Genomic DNA, 18,697 nt, shown 5'->3' on the forward strand with positions numbered 1-18,697 from the left:
AATATGGTAATGCAGGCTTTAACTCGAAATCTCCACTACCATATTCAAATATACAAATTTACTTTACCCCATAAGTAACCACAGGTATAATCATCTCTTCAAGCGAAATACCTCCATGTTGGAACGTTTCATTGTAGAAATTAACAAAGTGATTATAGTTATTAGGGTATACAAAGTAGCTATCTTCTTTGGCAAAGGCAAAGCTGCTGCTTACGTGCAGCTTTGGTAACATTGCATCATGCGGGTTACGAATATGAAATACTTCTTTTGCGTTAAAATTGAGGTTTTTACCTTGTTTATAACGCAGGTTAGTATTGGTGTTTTTATCGCCTATTATCTTGCTAGGGTTTTTAACACGTATGGTGCCGTGGTCGGTAGTAATAATAACTTTAACCTGTTTAGTTGATAAAAACTTCAACAAATCTAATAGTGGCGAGTGCTCAAACCATGATAAGGTTAAAGAACGGTAAGCGGCATCGTCACTGGCTAGTTCACGTATCATTTGCATATCGGTACGTGCGTGCGACAGCATATCAACAAAGTTATACACCACTACGTTCAAGTCATTGTTCATCAGGTTATTCACCGAATCATTCAACGAGCGGCCTTCGTCAATATTTAATATTTTATGGTACGAAAATTTGCAATCTTTACGCAATACACGCTTAATATGGTCGGCTAAAAATGCTTCCTCATGTAAGTTTTTACCACCTTCGTCTTCATCATTTTGCCACATTCCAGGGAAACGCTTCTCCATATCAAGCGGCATTAAACCGGCAAATATGGCATTACGTGCATATTGGGTTGCTGTAGGTAAAATACTGTAATAAGTATCTTCTTCCTCAAGGCGGAAAAACTCAGATATAATTGGATTTATAATTTTAAACTGGTCAAAACGCAGGTTATCAATTAGTATGAAAAACACCGGAACGTTGTCAAGCTTTGGAAATACCTTTTTCTTAAACAACTGATGGGACATAGTTGGAGCTGTGTCCTGATTTTTCACCCAGTCTAGATAGTTCTTTTCAATAAACTTACTAAACTGTACATTGGCTTCAGCCTTTTGCATGGTTAAAATCTCGTGCATACCGGCGTCACTCAACTGCTCCAGTTCTAATTCCCAGTAAATTAACTTCTTGTAAACATCAACCCACTCCTGAAAATTAAGATTATCATTCAGCGTCATGCCCAGCGTACGAAAATCCATTTGGTAGGCCATGGTTGTTTTTTCGGTAACCAGGCGCTTGTTTTCAGTAAGCTTTTTTATGGTAAGCAATATTTGCTTAGGGTTTACAGGCTTAATAAGGTAATCATCTATTTTCGAACCAATGGCATCTTCCATCATTGGCTCTTCCTCATTTTTGGTAATGAGCACAATAGGCACATCGGCGTTAATAGCTTTTATTTGCATAAAAGTTTCAAGCCCTGTTAAGCCCGGCATATTTTCATCTAAAAAAACCAAGTCATAATAATCATTTCTGAACTCCTCAAGAGCATCAGACCCATTGGTTACAGTTTTAACTTTGTAGCCTTTTTCGTTTAAGAACAACACGTGGGGTTTAAGCAAATCAATCTCGTCGTCGGCCCAAAGTATGGTAGTTTCCTGCATGGTATGTTTAGTAAATGTTGAATTATAACTTTCAAGGTTTGCTTTTGTTGTCAAGACAATAAAAATCTTAACAAAAAATAACAAATTGATTGTTTGTAGATGGGGTTAATTTAACACTTTTGCAAAACTATAAGGCATTAGCTTGAATAAGAAAAAAATAATTAATGATCCGGTATACGGATTTATTACCATACCCACCGATTTGGTTTTTGACCTGATCGAACATCCGTACTTTCAGCGGCTGCGTTATATTAAACAAGTTGGCATGACTCACCTGGTTTATCCGGGCGCTTTACACACTCGTTTTCATCATGCGCTGGGTGCTATGCACCTTATGCAACTTGCCGTAAAAACTTTGTGCGATAAAGGCCAGGTTATTACTCCGCAGGAAGAAGAATCTGTTGTAATTGCCATTTTGCTTCATGATATAGGGCACGGCCCGTTTTCACACGCGCTGGAAGAGCACATCGTAAAAGGCATCCATCACGAAGATATTTCAACGCTTTTAATGAGCAAGCTTAACGTAGTTTTTAACGGACGGCTAAGCATGGCTATTGAAATATTTAATGATACCTACCCTAAACGCTTCCTGCATCAACTGGTATCGAGCCAGCTAGATATGGACAGGATGGACTATCTCAATCGCGATAGTTTTTATACCGGAGTATCAGAGGGTGTTATAAGTTCAGAAAGGATCATCAAAATGCTGAACGTGGTTGATGACTCCATTGTGGTTGAAGAAAAGGGCATTTATTCCATTGAAAAGTTTTTGGTAGCCCGCCGCCTGATGTACTGGCAGGTTTATTTACACAAAACTGTAACCTCGGGCGAGCAAATGCTGGGTAAAATTCTACAGCGCGCCCGCGAGTTGTCACTTAAAGGACGACAATTATTTTCAACCCCTGCCTTAAACCATTTTTTGCAAAGCACCATTACCAAAGAGGAATTTGTAAGCAACGACCTTCATATAGAAACATTTACCTGCCTTGATGATGCAGATATTATGGCGGCAGTTAAGGTCTGGACACGCTGTGATGACACGGTTTTAGCACTCCTTTGCGAAAACTTTATACAGCGCAAGTTATACCATGTTGATATAACAAATTATTTGCCCGATGTAACACAAGTAGAAAACCTGCGTCATAAAGCAATGAAAAAATACGGGGTATGTTACGATGACGCCAAATACTTCGTATTTACAGATATGATAAGCAACAATGCGTACCAGGTTGGCAACGCTAACATAAAAATACTGATGAAAGGCGGTGCAATAAAAGATATTACAACTGCAAGTGATAATGCTAACCTCGAAGCTTTAGCTAAAACAGTTGAAAAATATATTTTTTGTTATACGAAAGACCTTATTTAGCTGTTAACAGTATGTTTATAATTTGTTGCTTAACTTTTAACATTTAAATTTGCCCGATGCAATTTACCGCGCAGGAAATAAGCTTGATGCTGAACGGAACTATTGAAGGTAACCCTCAGGTAGCCATCAGTAAACTGGCTAAGATTGAGGAGGCTTCGGCAGGCGCTTTGTCATTTTTGGCAAACCCCCGGTATGAGCAGTTTTTGTACAGCACCAACGCTTCGGTAGTAATTGTAAATAACAGCCTTGTGTTAAATGGGCCTGTTAATGCAACACTCATCAGAGTAAACGATGCTTACAACGCATTTTCGGTGTTACTCGAAAAATACAATACGTTAAAACTTAACAAGTCGGGCATTGAACAGCCCAGTTTTATAAGCCCCGGTGCAGTTACAGGAAGCAATATTTATGTAGGCGCATTTGCTTATATAGGTGATGGTGCCAGGCTTGGAAATAATTGCAAAATATACCCCAATACATATGTTGGCGATAATGTAACTTTGGGCGATAACGTCACCCTGTTTTCGGGCGTTAAAATATATGCCGATTGTGTTATTGGCAATAACGTTATTATACATTCAGGAGCGGTTATAGGCAGTGATGGTTTTGGGTTTGCGCCAACGGCCGATGGTTCATACAATAAAGTGAACCAGATAGGCAACGTAGTTATTGAAGACAACGTTGAAATTGGAGCTAATACAACAATAGATTGCGCTACTATGGGGTCAACAGTTATACGCAAAGGCGTAAAGCTTGACAACCTTATACAAATTGCTCATAATGTTGAAATTGGCAGCAATACGGTTATTGCGGCACAAAGCGGCATATCAGGCAGTACCAAAATTGGCGAGAACGTTATAATGGGTGGCCAGGTAGGCGTGGTGGGCCATATTAGCATTGCTAAGGGCTCACAAATACAGGCGCAAACGGGCATCAATAAAAGTGTGGACGAAGAGGGTAAGAAATGGGCAGGAATACTTGTACAACCTTACCAAAGCTTTTTACGCTCACAACTGGTAGTACAACAACTGCCAGAACTAAAAAAACGAATAGAAGAGTTAGAAAAAACAATTGCTGAGCTGCGCAATAATACGGTAACAACACCCTGAGCAGCTGAACAACTATATGAACGTAAAGCAAAGAACCATTAAAGCCGCTGTTGCCGTATCGGGCACAGGGCTGCACACCGGCGAGAGTGTTACCATGACCTTCAACCCGGCCCCCGAAAATCACGGTTTTAAATTTCGCCGTGTTGATTTGCCCGGAAGCCCTGTTATAGATGCCGATGTTGATAACGTAACCGATACTTCACGCGGTACAACCATTACGCAAAACGGCGCCAGCGTAAGCACTGTTGAACACGTTTTGGCCGCTTTGGTTGGCCTTGAGTTTGATAACATGCTTATTGACCTTGATGGTCCAGAAACACCGATTATGGATGGCAGCTCAATGCCGTTTGTATCAGCACTGGTTGAGGCCGGCTATGTAGAGCAGGATGCCGATAGGGAGTATTACCATATACCATACAACATTCACTACTCTGAAACCGACCGCAAGGTTGAAATGGTAGCAATGCCATTAGATGATGACTACCGCTTTACCTGTATGGTTGATTACAACTCACCTGTACTAGGTACACAGCATGCCACTATATCTTCTTTATCAGAGTTTAAAAAAGAAGTTGCCAGCAGCCGTACGTTCTGTTTTTTACATGAACTGGAAATGCTGTTAAAGCATAACCTTATTAAAGGTGGAGATATCAACAATGCCATTGTAGTGGTTGATAAACACGTTGATAAGGAAGAATTAGCTCACTTGGCTACACTTTTTAACCGCGAAGACATTGATGTAGCGCCGCAAGGCATTTTGAATAACATTGAGCTACGTCATCAAAACGAGCCTGCCCGCCATAAGTTGCTTGACATGATTGGCGATTTGGCTTTAGTGGGCGTGCCTTTACGTGGCCACATTATGGCTGCACGTCCGGGTCATGCCGCTAACGTAGCTTTTGCCAAAAAAATTAAATCGTTAATTAAAAAAGAACGCAGCCGCAAGCATATTAAGGTATACAACCCTAACATGAAACCGGTTTATGATACGGTGCAGATTATGAATATCCTGCCGCATCGTCCGCCAATGTTATTGGTTGATAAAATCTTGGAGCTTACCAAAACCCATGTTGTAGGTTTAAAAGGTGTTACCATGAATGAGCCTTTCTTTCAGGGCCATTTCCCTGGTGCACCGGTAATGCCTGGTGTACTGCAAATTGAAGCTATGGCTCAAACTGGTGGTATATTGGTGCTTAATACCGTACCCGATCCTGAAAACTGGCTGACTTTGTTCTTAAAGATAGAAAACGCGCGCTTTAAAGATAAAGTGTTACCTGGGGATACGCTTATTTTCAGATGTGACCTTGTTGCTCCTATCCGTCGTGGTATAGCTCAAATGAAGGGCATTGGCATGGTAGGCGAAAAAATTGTTGTAGAAGCCGAACTAATGGCACAAATTGTTAAATATAAGTAAACATGATTCAGCCATTAGCATATATACATCCGCAGGCTAAAATTGCGGATAACGTTGTGATTGAGCCGTTTGTTACCATCCATAAGGATGTGGAAATAGGAGAAGGATCGTGGATTGGCTCAAACGTTACCATTATGGATGGCGCACGTATTGGCAAAAACTGTCGTATTTTTCCGGGTGCTGTTATATCAGCTATTCCGCAAGACCTTAAATTTAAGGGTGAAAACACCCAGGCTGTTATTGGCGATAACACCACTATACGCGAGTGCGTTACCATTAACCGGGGTACTAAAGATCACTGGCGTACCGAGGTTGGCAGCAACTGTTTAATTATGGCCTACTGCCACGTAGCACATGATTGCGTTATTGGCGATAACTGTATTTTCTCAAACAATACTACCATTGCAGGCCACGTAACAGTTGGCAACTACGTAGTGTTGGCAGGCATGGTAGCCATACACCAGTTTTGCAATATTGGCTCACACTCGTTTGTAACTGGTGGTTCATTGGTACGTAAGGATGTTCCTCCATATGTAAAAGCCGCTCGCGAACCGTTATCATACGCAGGTATTAACTCAGTAGGTATGCGCCGCCGCGGTTTCAGCGAAGATAAGATAAACGAGATACAGGATATTTACCGTACGCTTTTTGTACGCAATAGCAACGTTACCAAAGCCATGGAAATCATCGAAGCTGATTTTCGCCCAACGGCCGAACGTGATGAGATACTCAACTTCATTCAAAGTTCGCAGCGCGGTATTATGAAAGGCTTTGGAAACTCATAATTAGTTAATGGTTCATAGTCGATGGTTCAGGGCAACGCAGTCTCCAGAAACTATCACTATGAACCATCATCCATTACCTATGCACCATGGGACTTAATATAATCCTTACCCAAACCGGCCGGCGCTTCAACCGCGACTGGATTTTTAATGGTATTGATTATACTTTTTTAGAAGGTAACAGTTACGCAGTTTTAGGGCCAAATGGTTCCGGAAAATCAACACTGCTTCAACTTTTAAACGGCAGCCTTACACCGTCAACCGGTAACGTAAAGTTCAGCTTCAATGGTAGTGATTTACATGCCGAAGATGTGTATCAACACATAAGCATGGCAGCGCCTTATCTTGAGCTTATTGAAGACTTTACACTTACGGAGGTTATTGATTTCCACTTCAAATTTAAACCCTATAATAACGGCATGAACCGGGCCGGGATAATTGATTTGCTGGGTATGAAGCAAAGCAAGCATAAACTGGTACGCTACTTTTCATCGGGCATGAAACAGCGGCTTAAACTTGCCCTGGCCTTTTGCTCAGATACAGCTATGTTAATGCTTGACGAGCCGACATCAAACCTTGATGTGCAAGGCATTGATTGGTACTTGCAACTTGTAATGCAATATGCCGGTAACCGGCTTATAATTGTAGGCTCAAACCAGCTGCAGGAATATAGCTTTTGCACTAACCAGCTGCACATTACCGATTACAAACGGCCGGCAAATAATTAACTGCTTGATAGTTTGCCCTTAAACGGGTAGTTTTGCACCACGAAAATTTATTATGTCTAAAGCATCAGAAGTAAAAAACGGAAATATCCTCCGCTTCAACGGAGATTTAGTGCAGGTAGAAGAATTTATTCACCGTACTCCGGGAAACCTGCGTGCCTTTTACCAGGCCCGCATGCGTAATGTTAAAACAGGCAAACTGGTTGAGTACCGTTTCCGTACCGACGAAGAGGTAACTATTGCCCGTGTTGAAACCAGTGACTATCAGTACTTGTACGAAGACGGCAACGACCTTGTAGTAATGGACAATGCTACTTATGAGCAATTCAATATTCCAAAATTTTTATTCGGCAATGCCGTTAAGTTTTTAAAAGAAGGTGTTAACGTAATTATTGCTTTTGAAAGCGATGAGCCTATTATGGCACAGGCGCCTGCTTCGGTTGAATTGGAAATTACTTACTCAGAGCCAGCCGTTAAAGGCGATACTTCAACTAACGCACTTAAAGCTGCCACTGTTGAAACCGGTGCCGAAATACGTGTACCACTATTTATTAACGAAGGCGATAAAGTAAAAGTTGATACTGCTACCGGCGCTTACATGGAGCGTGTTAAGAGTTAATATTTACTTAGAAATATTAAAGGCTTCCATTTTGGAGGCCTTTTTTGTTGGCATTAATTTATTACTCTAATTGGTAAAATATGACTAAAGCTCAACTGCGCAAGGTATATATCCAAAGGCGCAACCAACTTTCGCAAGCCGAGTACAACGATTTTAACCGGGCGCTGCTTGTACAGTTTCAACAGCTCGACCTATCAGGCGTTGGCTGCATACACTTATTCTTGCCAATACATCAACGCAAAGAGCCGAATACTTTTTTGATACGTAATTGGTTGGAAGAAACGCATCCGCATGTTTTAAGGGTAATCCCTAAAGCAAACTTCGCCAATAACACCATGCTAAACTATGCCGACGATGCAGATTTGGAGCTAGCTACAAATGCTTTTGGTATACCCGAGCCTGTAACCGGCAACTTAATTGATGTCAGCCAAATTGACCTGATGCTCGTACCTTTGCTTGCTTTTGATATCAAGGGCTACAGGGTAGGATACGGTAAAGGTTTCTACGACCGCTTTATGTCTCAATGCCGTCCGAATACGAAATTCACTGGTCTTTCATTTTTTGATGCTGTAGAACGTATAGACGACATAAATGAATTTGACCGCAAAATACATAATTGTATTACGCCAAAAGGACTGGTTTCTTTAGCATAAGTTTAGTGTACCGTTATACCGGCTTCGCCTGCAGCTACAGGTTGTTTTATTGCGCGTTTGCCTATCATATAGGCTACGCCAGCTAATACCGCAGTTGCGGCCATGATACTTGCCAACGGAATAGCTGTTAACGCATGGAAAAAACCAATACCCATTGAGGCTACAGCGCCTAAACCCAATTGCAAGGCACCCATTAAGGCCGAAGCGGTGCCGGCATTGTGCGAAAATGGCGCTAGCGAAAGTGCAGAGGCATTAGGGCTAATTATACCAATGCACGACAGGATAATGAATAGCATCACAATAATGCCGGTTAAACCCATCCAGCCGCTCATGGCAACCAATATAAATACTAAACCAGCCACAATTTGCACTGTTAACGCTACCGGAACTATTTGCTGACTGGTGAGTCCGCGTTTAAGCATCCAACTGTTCACCTGGCTCGAGCCAATAAATCCAACCGAAAGACCGGCGAATATCCAACCGTAAACCTCTTCGCTCACTTTATACATTTGCATAAATACTAACGGCGAACCGGCCACATAAGTGAATAGGCCTGCAAATGACAATGCCCCGGTAAGTACATAAGTGAAAAACTGCGGATTTTTCAAAACCTGGCCAAAATTGCTAAGCATAGGTGCTGGCTTGAGCGACAGCTTACGGTTAGGTACATATTTATCAGGCAGGGCAAATATTACAGCCAACAGTATTACCACTGCAATGCCAGCCAGTATTAAAAATATGGCATGCCAGCCCAAATGCTTGGTTACGTATCCGCCAACGGCAGGTGCAACCATAGGCGATACACCTACTACCAGCATAAGTAAGGCAAATACCTTGGCGTTCTCCTCTACCGGAAATAAATCGCGCACCATGGCTACAGCAGCAACAGCGGCGGCACAACTGCCAATAGCTTGAATAAAGCGCAGGCCAATTAGTCCGTCAACCGTGCTTACCATCATACAGCCAAATGAGGCCAGCAGGTATACGGCCAGGCCAATGTACAATGGCTTTTTACGGCCAAACTTGTCCAATAGCGGCCCGTATAGTAACTGTCCTAATGATATGCCCACAAAATAACTTGATAATGATAATGCTACACGTTCAATGGTGGTGTCCAGGTCTTTGGCTATGGCCGGAAAACTGGGCAAGTACATATCAATAGAGAACGGACCTAATGCCGTTAATGAACCTAGTATAAGTATGAGGAAAAAATGATTTTGCTTAGTAGCCATGTATTGTTGAGTACAATTTAAGGGCGCAAAGATACATAGCCGGTGCTGTACGAGGGTTAAGCTTATTTAAAATGACAACAGCCCGACCTTACAATAATACCAAATGAAGCTGCGAACAATATTTACCTGTTTGATGTTACTTCCGAAACACTTAAAACACTCACACTATGCAATGGATGGGCAGACGCGAAAGCAGTAACGCCGAAGAAGGTAGCAGCAGCGGCGGTGGCCGTATGGCTTTAGGCGGCGGCGTATTAGGAATTATTGGGGTTATTATATACATGTTTACCGGTGTAAATCCGTCGCAAATTTTACAGGGTGGCGATGGACAAACCGGTGGCAGCCAGCAAAACACTAAGTTAACCGAATCAAAGAGCAAAGAGCAAAGTTTTGCCCGTGTTGTGTTGGCCGACACCGAAGACACCTGGCACCAGTTGTTTAAGCAAATGGGCGGAACTTACCAGGAACCTACTATCCACTTTTTTGAAGGACAGGTAGAAACCAGTGGCTGTGGTTTTGCCGGTGAAGCATCGGGCCCATTCTATTGCCCGGCCGACCGTAAGGTATACATTGACTTAACCTTTTTTAATGAACTGGAGCAACGCTTTGGCGCCGCAGGTGATTTTGCCCGCGCTTATGTAATTGCACATGAGGTAGGCCATCACGTACAAAAGCTTTTAGGCGTGTCTGACAAAATGCAGCAGGCGCGCGAGCAGCTGAGCGAAGAAGAATACAACAAACTATCGGTCAAACTTGAACTCCAGGCCGATTTTTACGCAGGAGTTTGGGCACATTATCAGCAAAAACGCGGTTTCTTAGAGACTGGTGATATTGAAGAAGCCCTGAATGCCGCCAACGCCATAGGCGATGACCGCCTCACCCAAGGCCGTGTATCCCCCGATTCATTTACCCACGGCACCAGCGCACAACGCATGCACTGGTTCAAAAAGGGTTATGAAACGGGCGATGTAAAGCAGGGGGATACTTTTGGAAGCGGGGAGTTGTAATTACCGTTCCCCTATCGCTTATACTTTGCTTACATTAGCGTTTCACTTAGTTACTAATGAACTTAAAACTCTACGTATACTTTTTTCTTGCACTTACTATAATTTCTTCCTGCAAAACTAAAAAGCCGGCTACCATTGTAAATAACAGTCCAAAGGTTTATAAAACGCAAATTGATAGCTTGCTGGATATTGTAAAGATTAAAGATACCGTAAGGCTGGCTGATAGCGCAGGTACGGCTATTCCTTCAGAGTTTGTGGCTACTGTGAACTTCAATTTACGTAAGCCCAATTATGTAATTATTCATCATACGGCGCAAGATTCCGCAAAGCAAACGCTTAATACGTTTACCCTCGCCCGCACGCAGGTGAGCGCTCACTACGTAGTAAGCCGCGACGGAAAAGTTTACCATATGCTTAATGATTACCTGCGCTCGTGGCATGCTGGGGTTAGTAAATGGGGCAGCGTTACTGATATGAACAGTTGTTCAATAGGTATTGAGCTTGATAATAATGGTGTACAACCCTTTCAGGATGCACAGGTGAAAAGTTTGATATTGTTATTGGCAAAACTGAAAAAGGCCTACAACATTCCTACAGCAAATTTTATAGGCCATAGTGATATTGCCCCCGGCCGTAAAACCGATCCCAGCGCATATTTTCCATGGAAAACTTTAGCCAAAAGCGGCTTTGGGTACTGGAGTGATGATGTTTTAGAACTGGCTCCCGAAACTTTTGATTATGTGGCCGCCCTGCGCATTATAGGGTATGATACCTCTAACTTGCCTGCCGCTATCAAAGCATTCAAACTGCATTTTATTCAAAATGATGTAAGCTCGCAGCTTACTCAATTAGATTTGAATGTGTTGTTTAATGTGGCAAAGAAGTATTGATTACAATTTGCGTTAGGGATAGCAGCGTAAAGCCCGGAACGTAGCATAGCGAAGTGAGGACTTGCATCGTATAGCCCGGGCCGCAGGCAACGCCCAGATAATAAAAAAGCAGGCTTAAAATATCAAGCCTGCTTCTATAAATCATTTATTAAGATTACTTGGCTATCTCAAATACGGCACGTACCTGGTAGTTCAGTTTTATCTTTTTAAAATCAACGTTACTTTCTTGAGGAGCAGCATCAGCCATTGCCGATTTAAACATCATGTTGCTGTAAACCGGGCGTCCCATAGGCTCATTGTCAATTTCCTGAATTTCGATGGCGCCGCCTAATTTTTCGCCAATGCTGGTAAGCAGGTAACCGGCTTTTTCACGGGCAGCTTGCAGGGCTTTAATTTTTAAATCTTTGCGTAATTCAGCTTGTTTGGAGTACTCATAGCTTTCAACACCGGTTGATTGGATGCCTTTATCGTCAACCTTACTCAAGATGACATTGATGGCGTTCAGGTCGCGCACTTTAATGCGGTATTGCTTGCTGGCCATAAACTCGGGATCCTTTTTCTTTTTATCGATAATGTAGTTGTACGACGATATGTTGTTAATCATAAAGTCTTCTTTAGCTACGCCGGCCTCGGTAACAGCTTTTTGCAACTGGCGCTCCAAGGTGCTGATGTCTACTTTGTTTTTGCCGTTCATGTATTCTTTTAATGATATGGCTACATAAATAACATCGGGCGTAACCTCCTGCTCGGCGCTGCCGGTAACTTCAATTTTGCGGCGCTGATCAGTAGTTTGTGCAAAGCCGGCAATGGTAACAGTTATAAGAGCGGCTAATAAAAATAATTTTTTCATGGTGAACATTTGTATAGTGTTTGATAAATAGACGAAGCCATGTTGTAAAATGTAACAGCCCCTGCTATTTAAAGCTATGGACAACAAAGCAGGCAAATAGTTTAAATATATCCTGAACCGGAATTTGAGAATTGATGGAATTAACAGAATAGAATATCATCTGTCATGCTGAACGTGTCTCAGCATCTTGCAACCCGAATTAACCTGCCATATTCGTAACCTATCCGTGTGGTGCCAAAATAAATAAGGCATAACGGGAAGAGTTGACTTATCCGCTCGGAATATCTTGCTCCTTTACAACTTATCAATCCTCACCCAGGGCATGCCGGCAGCATCGGCTGCTTGCGTACCGGCATTGCCATCTTCAAATACCAGGCAGCGTTCGGGAGCTACGCCCAGCAGCTCGGCCGCTTTCAAAAATGGATCAGGAAAGGGTTTGCCGTTAGGGGTTTCACCCGCGCAAACCAACACTTCAACTAAATGATCAATGCCTAAAATCTGCAGTGTTTTTTCGACTGCAATACGGCTGCTGCCGCTTACTACGGCAATACGCACCTGCCCGGCGTGGTTCTTTAAATGGTTTGCCACGTAATCAATAGGCTGTGTTTGCTCAATGTATTCTTCTAAAAAAAGCTTGTATTTGGCTGCCTTGAACTCCTCAGGTATAAAAGTGCTTTGATAGCGCTCGTTAATTTTTTCAACTACATTGATGATGGGCAGCCCGGCAAATTCATCTATAATGGTACCGTCAATTACCACGCCTTGCTCGGCAGCTACCTTAATGTAGGTTTCGGTATGGGCGGGCATATTGTCGGCCAGGGTACCATCACAATCATATAAAAAGGCGTCGAAGTCATTTTGGCTTAATTTTACCAAGGCATCGTACCTGGCTTGAGATGATGTATTCATAGTTGAGGCAAAGGTAAACAGCCCCAACTAAATCCTCCCCGGGAGGGAGGACTTTTTTCATTTTGTATTTCACTATATTAAACAAAAGGACTTCTTTCCCCCCTACCTCCCGGGGAGGGCAGGGGTGGCGCAAATGGCGCCAAATATTTATAGCCATTTCCTTTTAAATGCTCAAAATTCTTTATACGTTTGAAATTTTTGTTGATGTAGCTTCCAAAAATTTTTTGAACGGACGATATGCTACGTGTTGACAGCAGTAAACCTTGCCAGCTAATCTATTCCATTGCCCGCCATGAGTATCTTGGGTGGTTGATAGAACCGCATATTGTTCAACTGAATCCTAACGGCGAGTTTTCGCTTACCCATCAGCGCCTTTTTTCTAATACTGCGCAAGAATTCAGCTCCTGTATAGACGAAACCGACCATAAGCTCATCAAGGTTTTAGAAGAAATGGAACAGGGCCATCTCATTAAAAAGTATTACAAAAAGCCCATCCGCCCTTACGAGTTTTTCAGCAAGGTATTTAATGATCAGTTGTATGATGTAATCCGTCCAAAAATTGAAAAGAAGATGGCCGAAGCATTCGCCATGCTTGGCAATAAAAAGCTGTTTGCCATGAGCAAGGAAGGCTACCCGGCCGAAAGACAACTGCATATTGCCACCGAACCTGCTACCGTACTGTTCCACTTCAAGCGCGACGATATCGAGATACGCTACTACCCTACCATCAAGTACCAGGGCATGAAAATTGAGTTCATGTTTAAAAACGCCGAAATTGTATGTAACCATCCCGGCTGGCTCATGCTTGATGATACCCTGTATTATTTTGACAAAGATGTTGAGGGCCGCAAACTGCAACCATTTTTACAAAAACGTTTCATAGCCATTCCGCGGAGTGCCGAGCAATCTTATTTTGAAAAGTTTGTAGCACCGCTCATTGAAAAGCACCATGTACATGCCGAAGGCTTTACCATTAATACCGAAAAGTATGACGCCCGGCCTGTGGTTAAACCTATATATGTGGCGGGCGGCATATCACAAATACAGTTGTATTTTAAATATGCAGGCTACGTTTTTCCTTATGGAGATGGCAGGCATATTTCAGTCAAGATTGATCGCGATGGTGACAACTACACCTTCCACCGTATTAAACGCTCGGTAACCTGGGAAAAAAACAAGCTGCAACTGCTGGAGAATATGGGGCTAACCACCTCATCTTCCCTTTTCCAAAACCTGGAAGTAAAGCATGATGGTGACGATGCCGACCGCTCCTTTTCGGTATTTGACTGGCTTAATCAAAACCACGACAAGTTGATTGCTGCAGGCTTTGAAATTGAACAGCCCGAAGGGCAAAAGCGCTATCTTTTTGGCAGCAGCAAAATTGATTTGCAGGTAAACGAGAACAACGACTGGTTTGACATACATGCCATTGTGCACTTTGGCCCCTACCAAATTCCGTTTATGGATTTGCGTAACCACATCCTCAACCGTAAAAAAGAGTTTACCCTGCCCAGCGGCGAAATTGCCGTTATACCCGAAGAATGGTTTGCACAATATGGCAACCTGCTCAACTTCACTGAAGGTAATAAAGAACTCAAATTGCGTAAGCACCACATTGGCCTCATTAATGATTTGGCCGAGGGCGACTTAGCCAGCATAACCATTAACCGTAAACTGCAAAAGCTAACCGATTTCGAGGAGTTAGAAGACGTAGCTCCACCCATGAATTTTGCGGGCAGCTTACGCCCTTACCAACAGGCGGGTTACAACTGGTTCCACTTTTTAAAAGATTATCATTTTGGCGGATGCCTGGCTGATGACATGGGTTTGGGGAAAACCATACAAACCCTGGCCCTGCTGCAAAAAAACAAGGAGGATGCAGCAGCTATTGGCGCAACATGCACTTCGTTGCTAATTATGCCTACATCACTCATATACAACTGGATAAATGAGGCTGCCAGGTTTACGCCCACCTTACGCATGATGGTGCATACAGGTGCGTTCCGCTATAAATCGCCCGATGTATTTGGCAAGTATGATGTGGTTGTTACTACGTATGGCATAAGCCGTATTGATGTAGAGTTATTTAAGGCTTTCTTTTTTGATTACATCATTTTGGATGAAAGTCAGAATATCAAAAATCCATCGTCCAAATCATATCAGGCGGTTAAACAGCTTAAATCGCGCCATAAATTAATATTGAGTGGTACACCTGTTGAAAATACTGTGAATGATTTGTGGACGCAAATGTCATTTATCAATCCCGGATTACTGGGCAGCCAGCAGTTCTTTTTAAATGAGTTTGTAACACCCATTGAAAAGAAAAAGGATGAAGATAAAGCGCACCGCTTACAAGCATTGATTAAGCCATTTGTGCTTCGACGTACCAAGGAACAGGTAGCAACCGAGCTTCCACCTAAAACCGAGCAGTTGTTTTATTGCAAAATGACCGATGAGCAAAGCACGGTTTACGAAAAAATAAAATCAGAATATCGAAACGAGTTACTGCAAAGCCTTGAAGATGGCACCTTTGCCCAAACGCAAATACAGGTTTTACAAGGCCTAATTAAGCTGCGCCAGATAGCTAACCATCCATCAATGATAGATGAAAGTTACGAGGGCGATTCGGGCAAGTTTGAGGATGTGGTACATACCTTATCAAATGTGCTGGACGGTGGACATAAGGTGCTTATATTTTCGCAGTTTGTAAAGCAACTTAATATTTACCGCCAGTACTTCGACCAGAAGAACATTAAGTATACCTATCTTGACGGAAGCACCCAAAACCGTGGCGAAGTAGTTAAGAAGTTTCAGCAGGATGCAAAAACGCAGGTATTTTTAATATCTATAAAAGCGGGCGGCGTGGGCCTCAATCTTACCGAGGCCGATTATGTATTTATCCTCGACCCATGGTGGAACCCGGCCGTTGAGCAACAGGCTATTGACCGAACACACCGCATCGGCCAAACTAAAAACGTATTCATTTACAAATTCATTACTAAAGATACTGTTGAAGAAAAGATACTTGCCTTGCAGCAACGCAAACTCACCGTTGCCCGCTCGTTAATCACTACCGAAGAAAGCTTCATTAAGTCGCTATCGGCCGATGATATTAGGGAAATTTTAGGTTAATTGTTGCCGCTGTGCCAGCAGGTTACTACAATATTTTCACCTGCATTTCTTTTAACTTAGGCAGCAAGCGTCTTAAAAATTCATTCTTAAAACCTGCTTCACTATAAATATCTGTAATCCATACAATTACCTTTAGTTCAACGCTATCGGCGGCTATGGTATTTATAAGTATTTCGGGCGGTAAATTCTTTAAAATATTTGCTGACTTCCTCACTTCGTCCTCAATAACCTTGTTCAAGGCATCCAAATCAGTGTCGGCGGGTACTTTAAACAAAACTTCGGTCTTTAAAAAATCGTTGCTAAGGGTCCAGTTCACTAACCGGCCCGACAGTAAATCACCGTTTGGTATAATCACCTCCGAACCTTGTGGCGTAAGCATCTTACTTGAACGTATGCCTATATCCTGCACTTTACCCTTTTTATCGGCAAGTTCAACATAATCGCCAATGCGGAAAGGCTTTTCAAAAATGAGAATGATACCAGATACAAAGTTATTAACGATGTTTTGCATACCTAAACCTATACCCACACTTAGCGCACCTAAAACTACGGTAAGCTTATCAAGCGGTATGCCCGATGCCGTAACGGCCAGTAAAACACCTACTACAACTATAATAAGCCTAATAAGAGCCAGCTTTGAGCCTTTATGCTCCGTTTTATCTTCAAACTTTACTGCACTTTCGCCAAATAGTATGCCTACATGCTTTTGAAGCATATTAGCCAGGTATATAATTACGGCAAAAAACAATACGTTGTTGAGCGAAAAGTGCACACTACCAAACGTGCGTTCTTTTGACAGTACTTGTTGAACCAAAGCAAATACGCCACCGGCAATGCTCAGGTTTATCATAAATACAAGCAACCATAAAATTACCGCCACTACAGACAATATGCGCCTGAACGAAGCCCGTGTAGAAGCAATGTTTAGTCGTGCAAACAATCCGTTTGAGCATGAACTTACTTTAATTTGCAGTTCAAGCGCATCACTTATTACCTGTATAAAGGCTGCCAGCCCTATCACCTGTGTAAGGCCAATAATTGCTGTGGCACTAAACACCTTGGCCAGGCTTATACGCCCAAAAACATTAAAGAGAATTGAGAATACATTTAGCGTTAAGAATATAAGCAAAATAGGTTTTGCCAAACGTTTGGCAACATTTGCCTTAAGCAGCTTTTTATAAAAATAATAACCTATGTATAATGATGCCGCATTTAAGAGAATAAGCCATAAACGCATCCAAATGGCGTCATGTACAACCGCGTTGGTAATAATTACGGTAATGTACAGGCCAACAATCATCAGCCAGTAATTAATGTCGCTTTTAGAAAGCGTTTTCCAAAAGTGCACGGTTACGGCAAACAGCAACATTAGCTGTGTAAGCTCAATGTACATTGATGGCGAATCGGGCTCAAAAAGCGGCGTAAGGTTCAGCATTATAATAATGGTTGCCAAAACCGGGTACGGCCGTATATAATTAAAAGTAAGTTGTCCTAACACCTGCCGCAAATCGGGCTTTTGAGCTTTTTTAAAATTGCGGTAAACCCAAACGTAAAACCCTATACCAATAAGCAGTAAAAGAATGCGGTTATCCCAGGTACTGCTTATGAAATAACCTAGTATTTTGCCTTGTCCATCAATAGCCGATCCAATTAAATCACTTATACTGCTCCCGGGCTCGCTACTTACAGGTGCAGCCCATATATAAGGCGATTCGCGCCCTAATGCACTTTTGCCCGATTGCTGCAACCGCTCGGCTATAGCTGTTTGCAAATCGGTAACGGTGAGGTAGGTTGCAGATACATCTGCCAGTAAGCGGCTCACCGTATCAAGCCTTGCCGTTGTTACTTTACCTGCAGTTTGCAGCCGCACTTTTATTTCATTGAGTTGTGCAGTATACAGCCTTTTTTCGGTAGTATCCTTTGCCGTTACCATCAGTACCGAATCGTTGCCCAGCTCAATCACCTGGTCAGACAGGCCTTGCAAATTTGCATTATACTTGCTTAACGTATTACGCCAGCCGGTAAGGCGGGTAAGTGCATCTTTTAAAATAAGGTTGTAGCTTAACAGGCTTTTGGTATCTAACACCTTTCGGGCCGCATCAATATCCTTTTTCACTGGTGCAACATCGGCACGTACCTCTTTTAAACCATTTTGAATATTTTCTATGCCAAAGCCGCGTTTGTTGGTGGCATTAATTTCGGTAATGGCAGCCTGCGCTTTCTGAATTTTAAATAGCAGCGTATCAGGTATGGTTAATGCCGAATCTGTTTTCACAGCGGCACTATCTTGCGCTATTGCCGGCATCGCCAAAAACAAACTGTTCAAGGCTATGAAAAGGGCAATTTTTATATTCAGAAGAAGTATTTTTTTTGATGTCATGCGTACAAGCTTATGGA

At 42.5% G+C, this 18,697-nt stretch carries 15 protein-coding genes; 10 read left to right on the forward strand and 5 right to left on the reverse strand.

All coding sequences use genetic code 11. The features are described from left to right. Positions 1 to 58 precede the first annotated feature (58 nt). Positions 59 to 1,609, reverse strand: coding sequence for a T9SS response regulator signal transducer PorX (gene porX / locus GO816_RS13010; RefSeq protein WP_157542621.1), 1,551 nt, complete (start codon positions 1,607 to 1,609; stop codon positions 59 to 61). A 142-nt stretch (positions 1,610 to 1,751) separates the two neighbouring features. Between porX and GO816_RS13015 the strand changes: the two genes are divergently transcribed. The 7 genes from GO816_RS13015 (at position 1,752) to GO816_RS13045 (ending at position 8,280) form a co-directional block, all read left to right on the forward strand. Continuing rightward, on the forward strand, positions 1,752 to 2,978 hold the full coding sequence (locus tag GO816_RS13015) for an HD domain-containing protein (RefSeq protein ID WP_157542378.1): 1,227 nt from the start codon (positions 1,752 to 1,754) through the stop codon (positions 2,976 to 2,978). A gap of 56 nt (positions 2,979 to 3,034) precedes the next feature. Next, entirely contained in the window at positions 3,035 to 4,087 is a 1,053-nt protein-coding gene (gene lpxD, locus GO816_RS13020) for a UDP-3-O-(3-hydroxymyristoyl)glucosamine N-acyltransferase (RefSeq protein ID WP_157542379.1), read from the forward strand. 16 nt (positions 4,088 to 4,103) lie between these two features. After that, a complete protein-coding gene (locus tag GO816_RS13025) occupies positions 4,104 to 5,501 on the forward strand; it encodes a bifunctional UDP-3-O-[3-hydroxymyristoyl] N-acetylglucosamine deacetylase/3-hydroxyacyl-ACP dehydratase (protein WP_157542380.1) in 1,398 nt (465 codons plus the stop codon). Positions 5,502 to 5,503: 2 nt separating this feature from the next. Then, the gene (gene lpxA / locus GO816_RS13030) at positions 5,504 to 6,286 is read left to right on the forward strand and encodes an acyl-ACP--UDP-N-acetylglucosamine O-acyltransferase (RefSeq protein ID WP_157542381.1); all 783 of its coding nucleotides are present in this window, start codon (positions 5,504 to 5,506) and stop codon (positions 6,284 to 6,286) included. An 86-nt stretch (positions 6,287 to 6,372) separates the two neighbouring features. After that, positions 6,373 to 7,011, forward strand: coding sequence for an ABC transporter ATP-binding protein (locus GO816_RS13035; protein WP_157542382.1), 639 nt, complete (start codon positions 6,373 to 6,375; stop codon positions 7,009 to 7,011). 52 nt (positions 7,012 to 7,063) lie between these two features. Next, entirely contained in the window at positions 7,064 to 7,627 is a 564-nt protein-coding gene (gene efp, locus GO816_RS13040; protein ID WP_157542383.1) for an elongation factor P, read from the forward strand. An 80-nt stretch (positions 7,628 to 7,707) separates the two neighbouring features. Then, complete coding sequence (locus GO816_RS13045) at positions 7,708 to 8,280, forward strand: 5-formyltetrahydrofolate cyclo-ligase (RefSeq protein ID WP_157542384.1); 573 nt, start codon at positions 7,708 to 7,710, stop codon at positions 8,278 to 8,280. Between the two features lie 2 nt (positions 8,281 to 8,282). On the opposite strand, the gene GO816_RS13050 is transcribed toward GO816_RS13045, so the two are convergent. Continuing rightward, positions 8,283 to 9,512 carry a Bcr/CflA family multidrug efflux MFS transporter gene (locus GO816_RS13050; RefSeq protein WP_157542385.1) on the reverse strand — a complete coding sequence of 410 codons (1,230 nt, stop codon included), beginning with the start codon at positions 9,510 to 9,512 and terminating at the stop codon, positions 8,283 to 8,285. A 167-nt stretch (positions 9,513 to 9,679) separates the two neighbouring features. On the opposite strand from GO816_RS13050, the gene ypfJ reads away from it, so the two are divergent. After that, positions 9,680 to 10,519, forward strand: coding sequence for a KPN_02809 family neutral zinc metallopeptidase (gene ypfJ / locus GO816_RS13055; RefSeq protein WP_157542386.1), 840 nt, complete (start codon positions 9,680 to 9,682; stop codon positions 10,517 to 10,519). 56 nt (positions 10,520 to 10,575) lie between these two features. After that, positions 10,576 to 11,409, forward strand: coding sequence for an N-acetylmuramoyl-L-alanine amidase (locus GO816_RS13060; RefSeq protein WP_157542387.1), 834 nt, complete (start codon positions 10,576 to 10,578; stop codon positions 11,407 to 11,409). Positions 11,410 to 11,563: 154 nt separating this feature from the next. Here the strand turns inward: GO816_RS13060 and GO816_RS13065 are convergent, their stop codons facing one another. Then, positions 11,564 to 12,259, reverse strand: a complete 696-nt coding sequence (locus GO816_RS13065; RefSeq protein WP_157542388.1) for an SIMPL domain-containing protein — start codon at positions 12,257 to 12,259, stop codon at positions 11,564 to 11,566. 294 nt (positions 12,260 to 12,553) lie between these two features. Further along, complete coding sequence (locus GO816_RS13070) at positions 12,554 to 13,168, reverse strand: HAD family hydrolase (protein WP_157542389.1); 615 nt, start codon at positions 13,166 to 13,168, stop codon at positions 12,554 to 12,556. A gap of 237 nt (positions 13,169 to 13,405) precedes the next feature. Here GO816_RS13070 and GO816_RS13075 point away from each other — a divergent pair, with 237 nt between their 5' ends. Continuing rightward, entirely contained in the window at positions 13,406 to 16,300 is a 2,895-nt protein-coding gene (locus GO816_RS13075) for a DEAD/DEAH box helicase (protein WP_157542390.1), read from the forward strand. Positions 16,301 to 16,325: 25 nt separating this feature from the next. Here the strand turns inward: GO816_RS13075 and GO816_RS13080 are convergent, their stop codons facing one another. Next, positions 16,326 to 18,680, reverse strand: coding sequence for a mechanosensitive ion channel domain-containing protein (locus tag GO816_RS13080; RefSeq protein ID WP_157542391.1), 2,355 nt, complete (start codon positions 18,678 to 18,680; stop codon positions 16,326 to 16,328). Positions 18,681 to 18,697: the final 17 nt, after the last annotated feature.

Origin of the sequence: Mucilaginibacter aquatilis (genome assembly GCF_009755275.1) — a bacterium.
Classification (GTDB): Bacteria; Bacteroidota; Bacteroidia; order Sphingobacteriales; family Sphingobacteriaceae; genus Mucilaginibacter; species Mucilaginibacter aquatilis.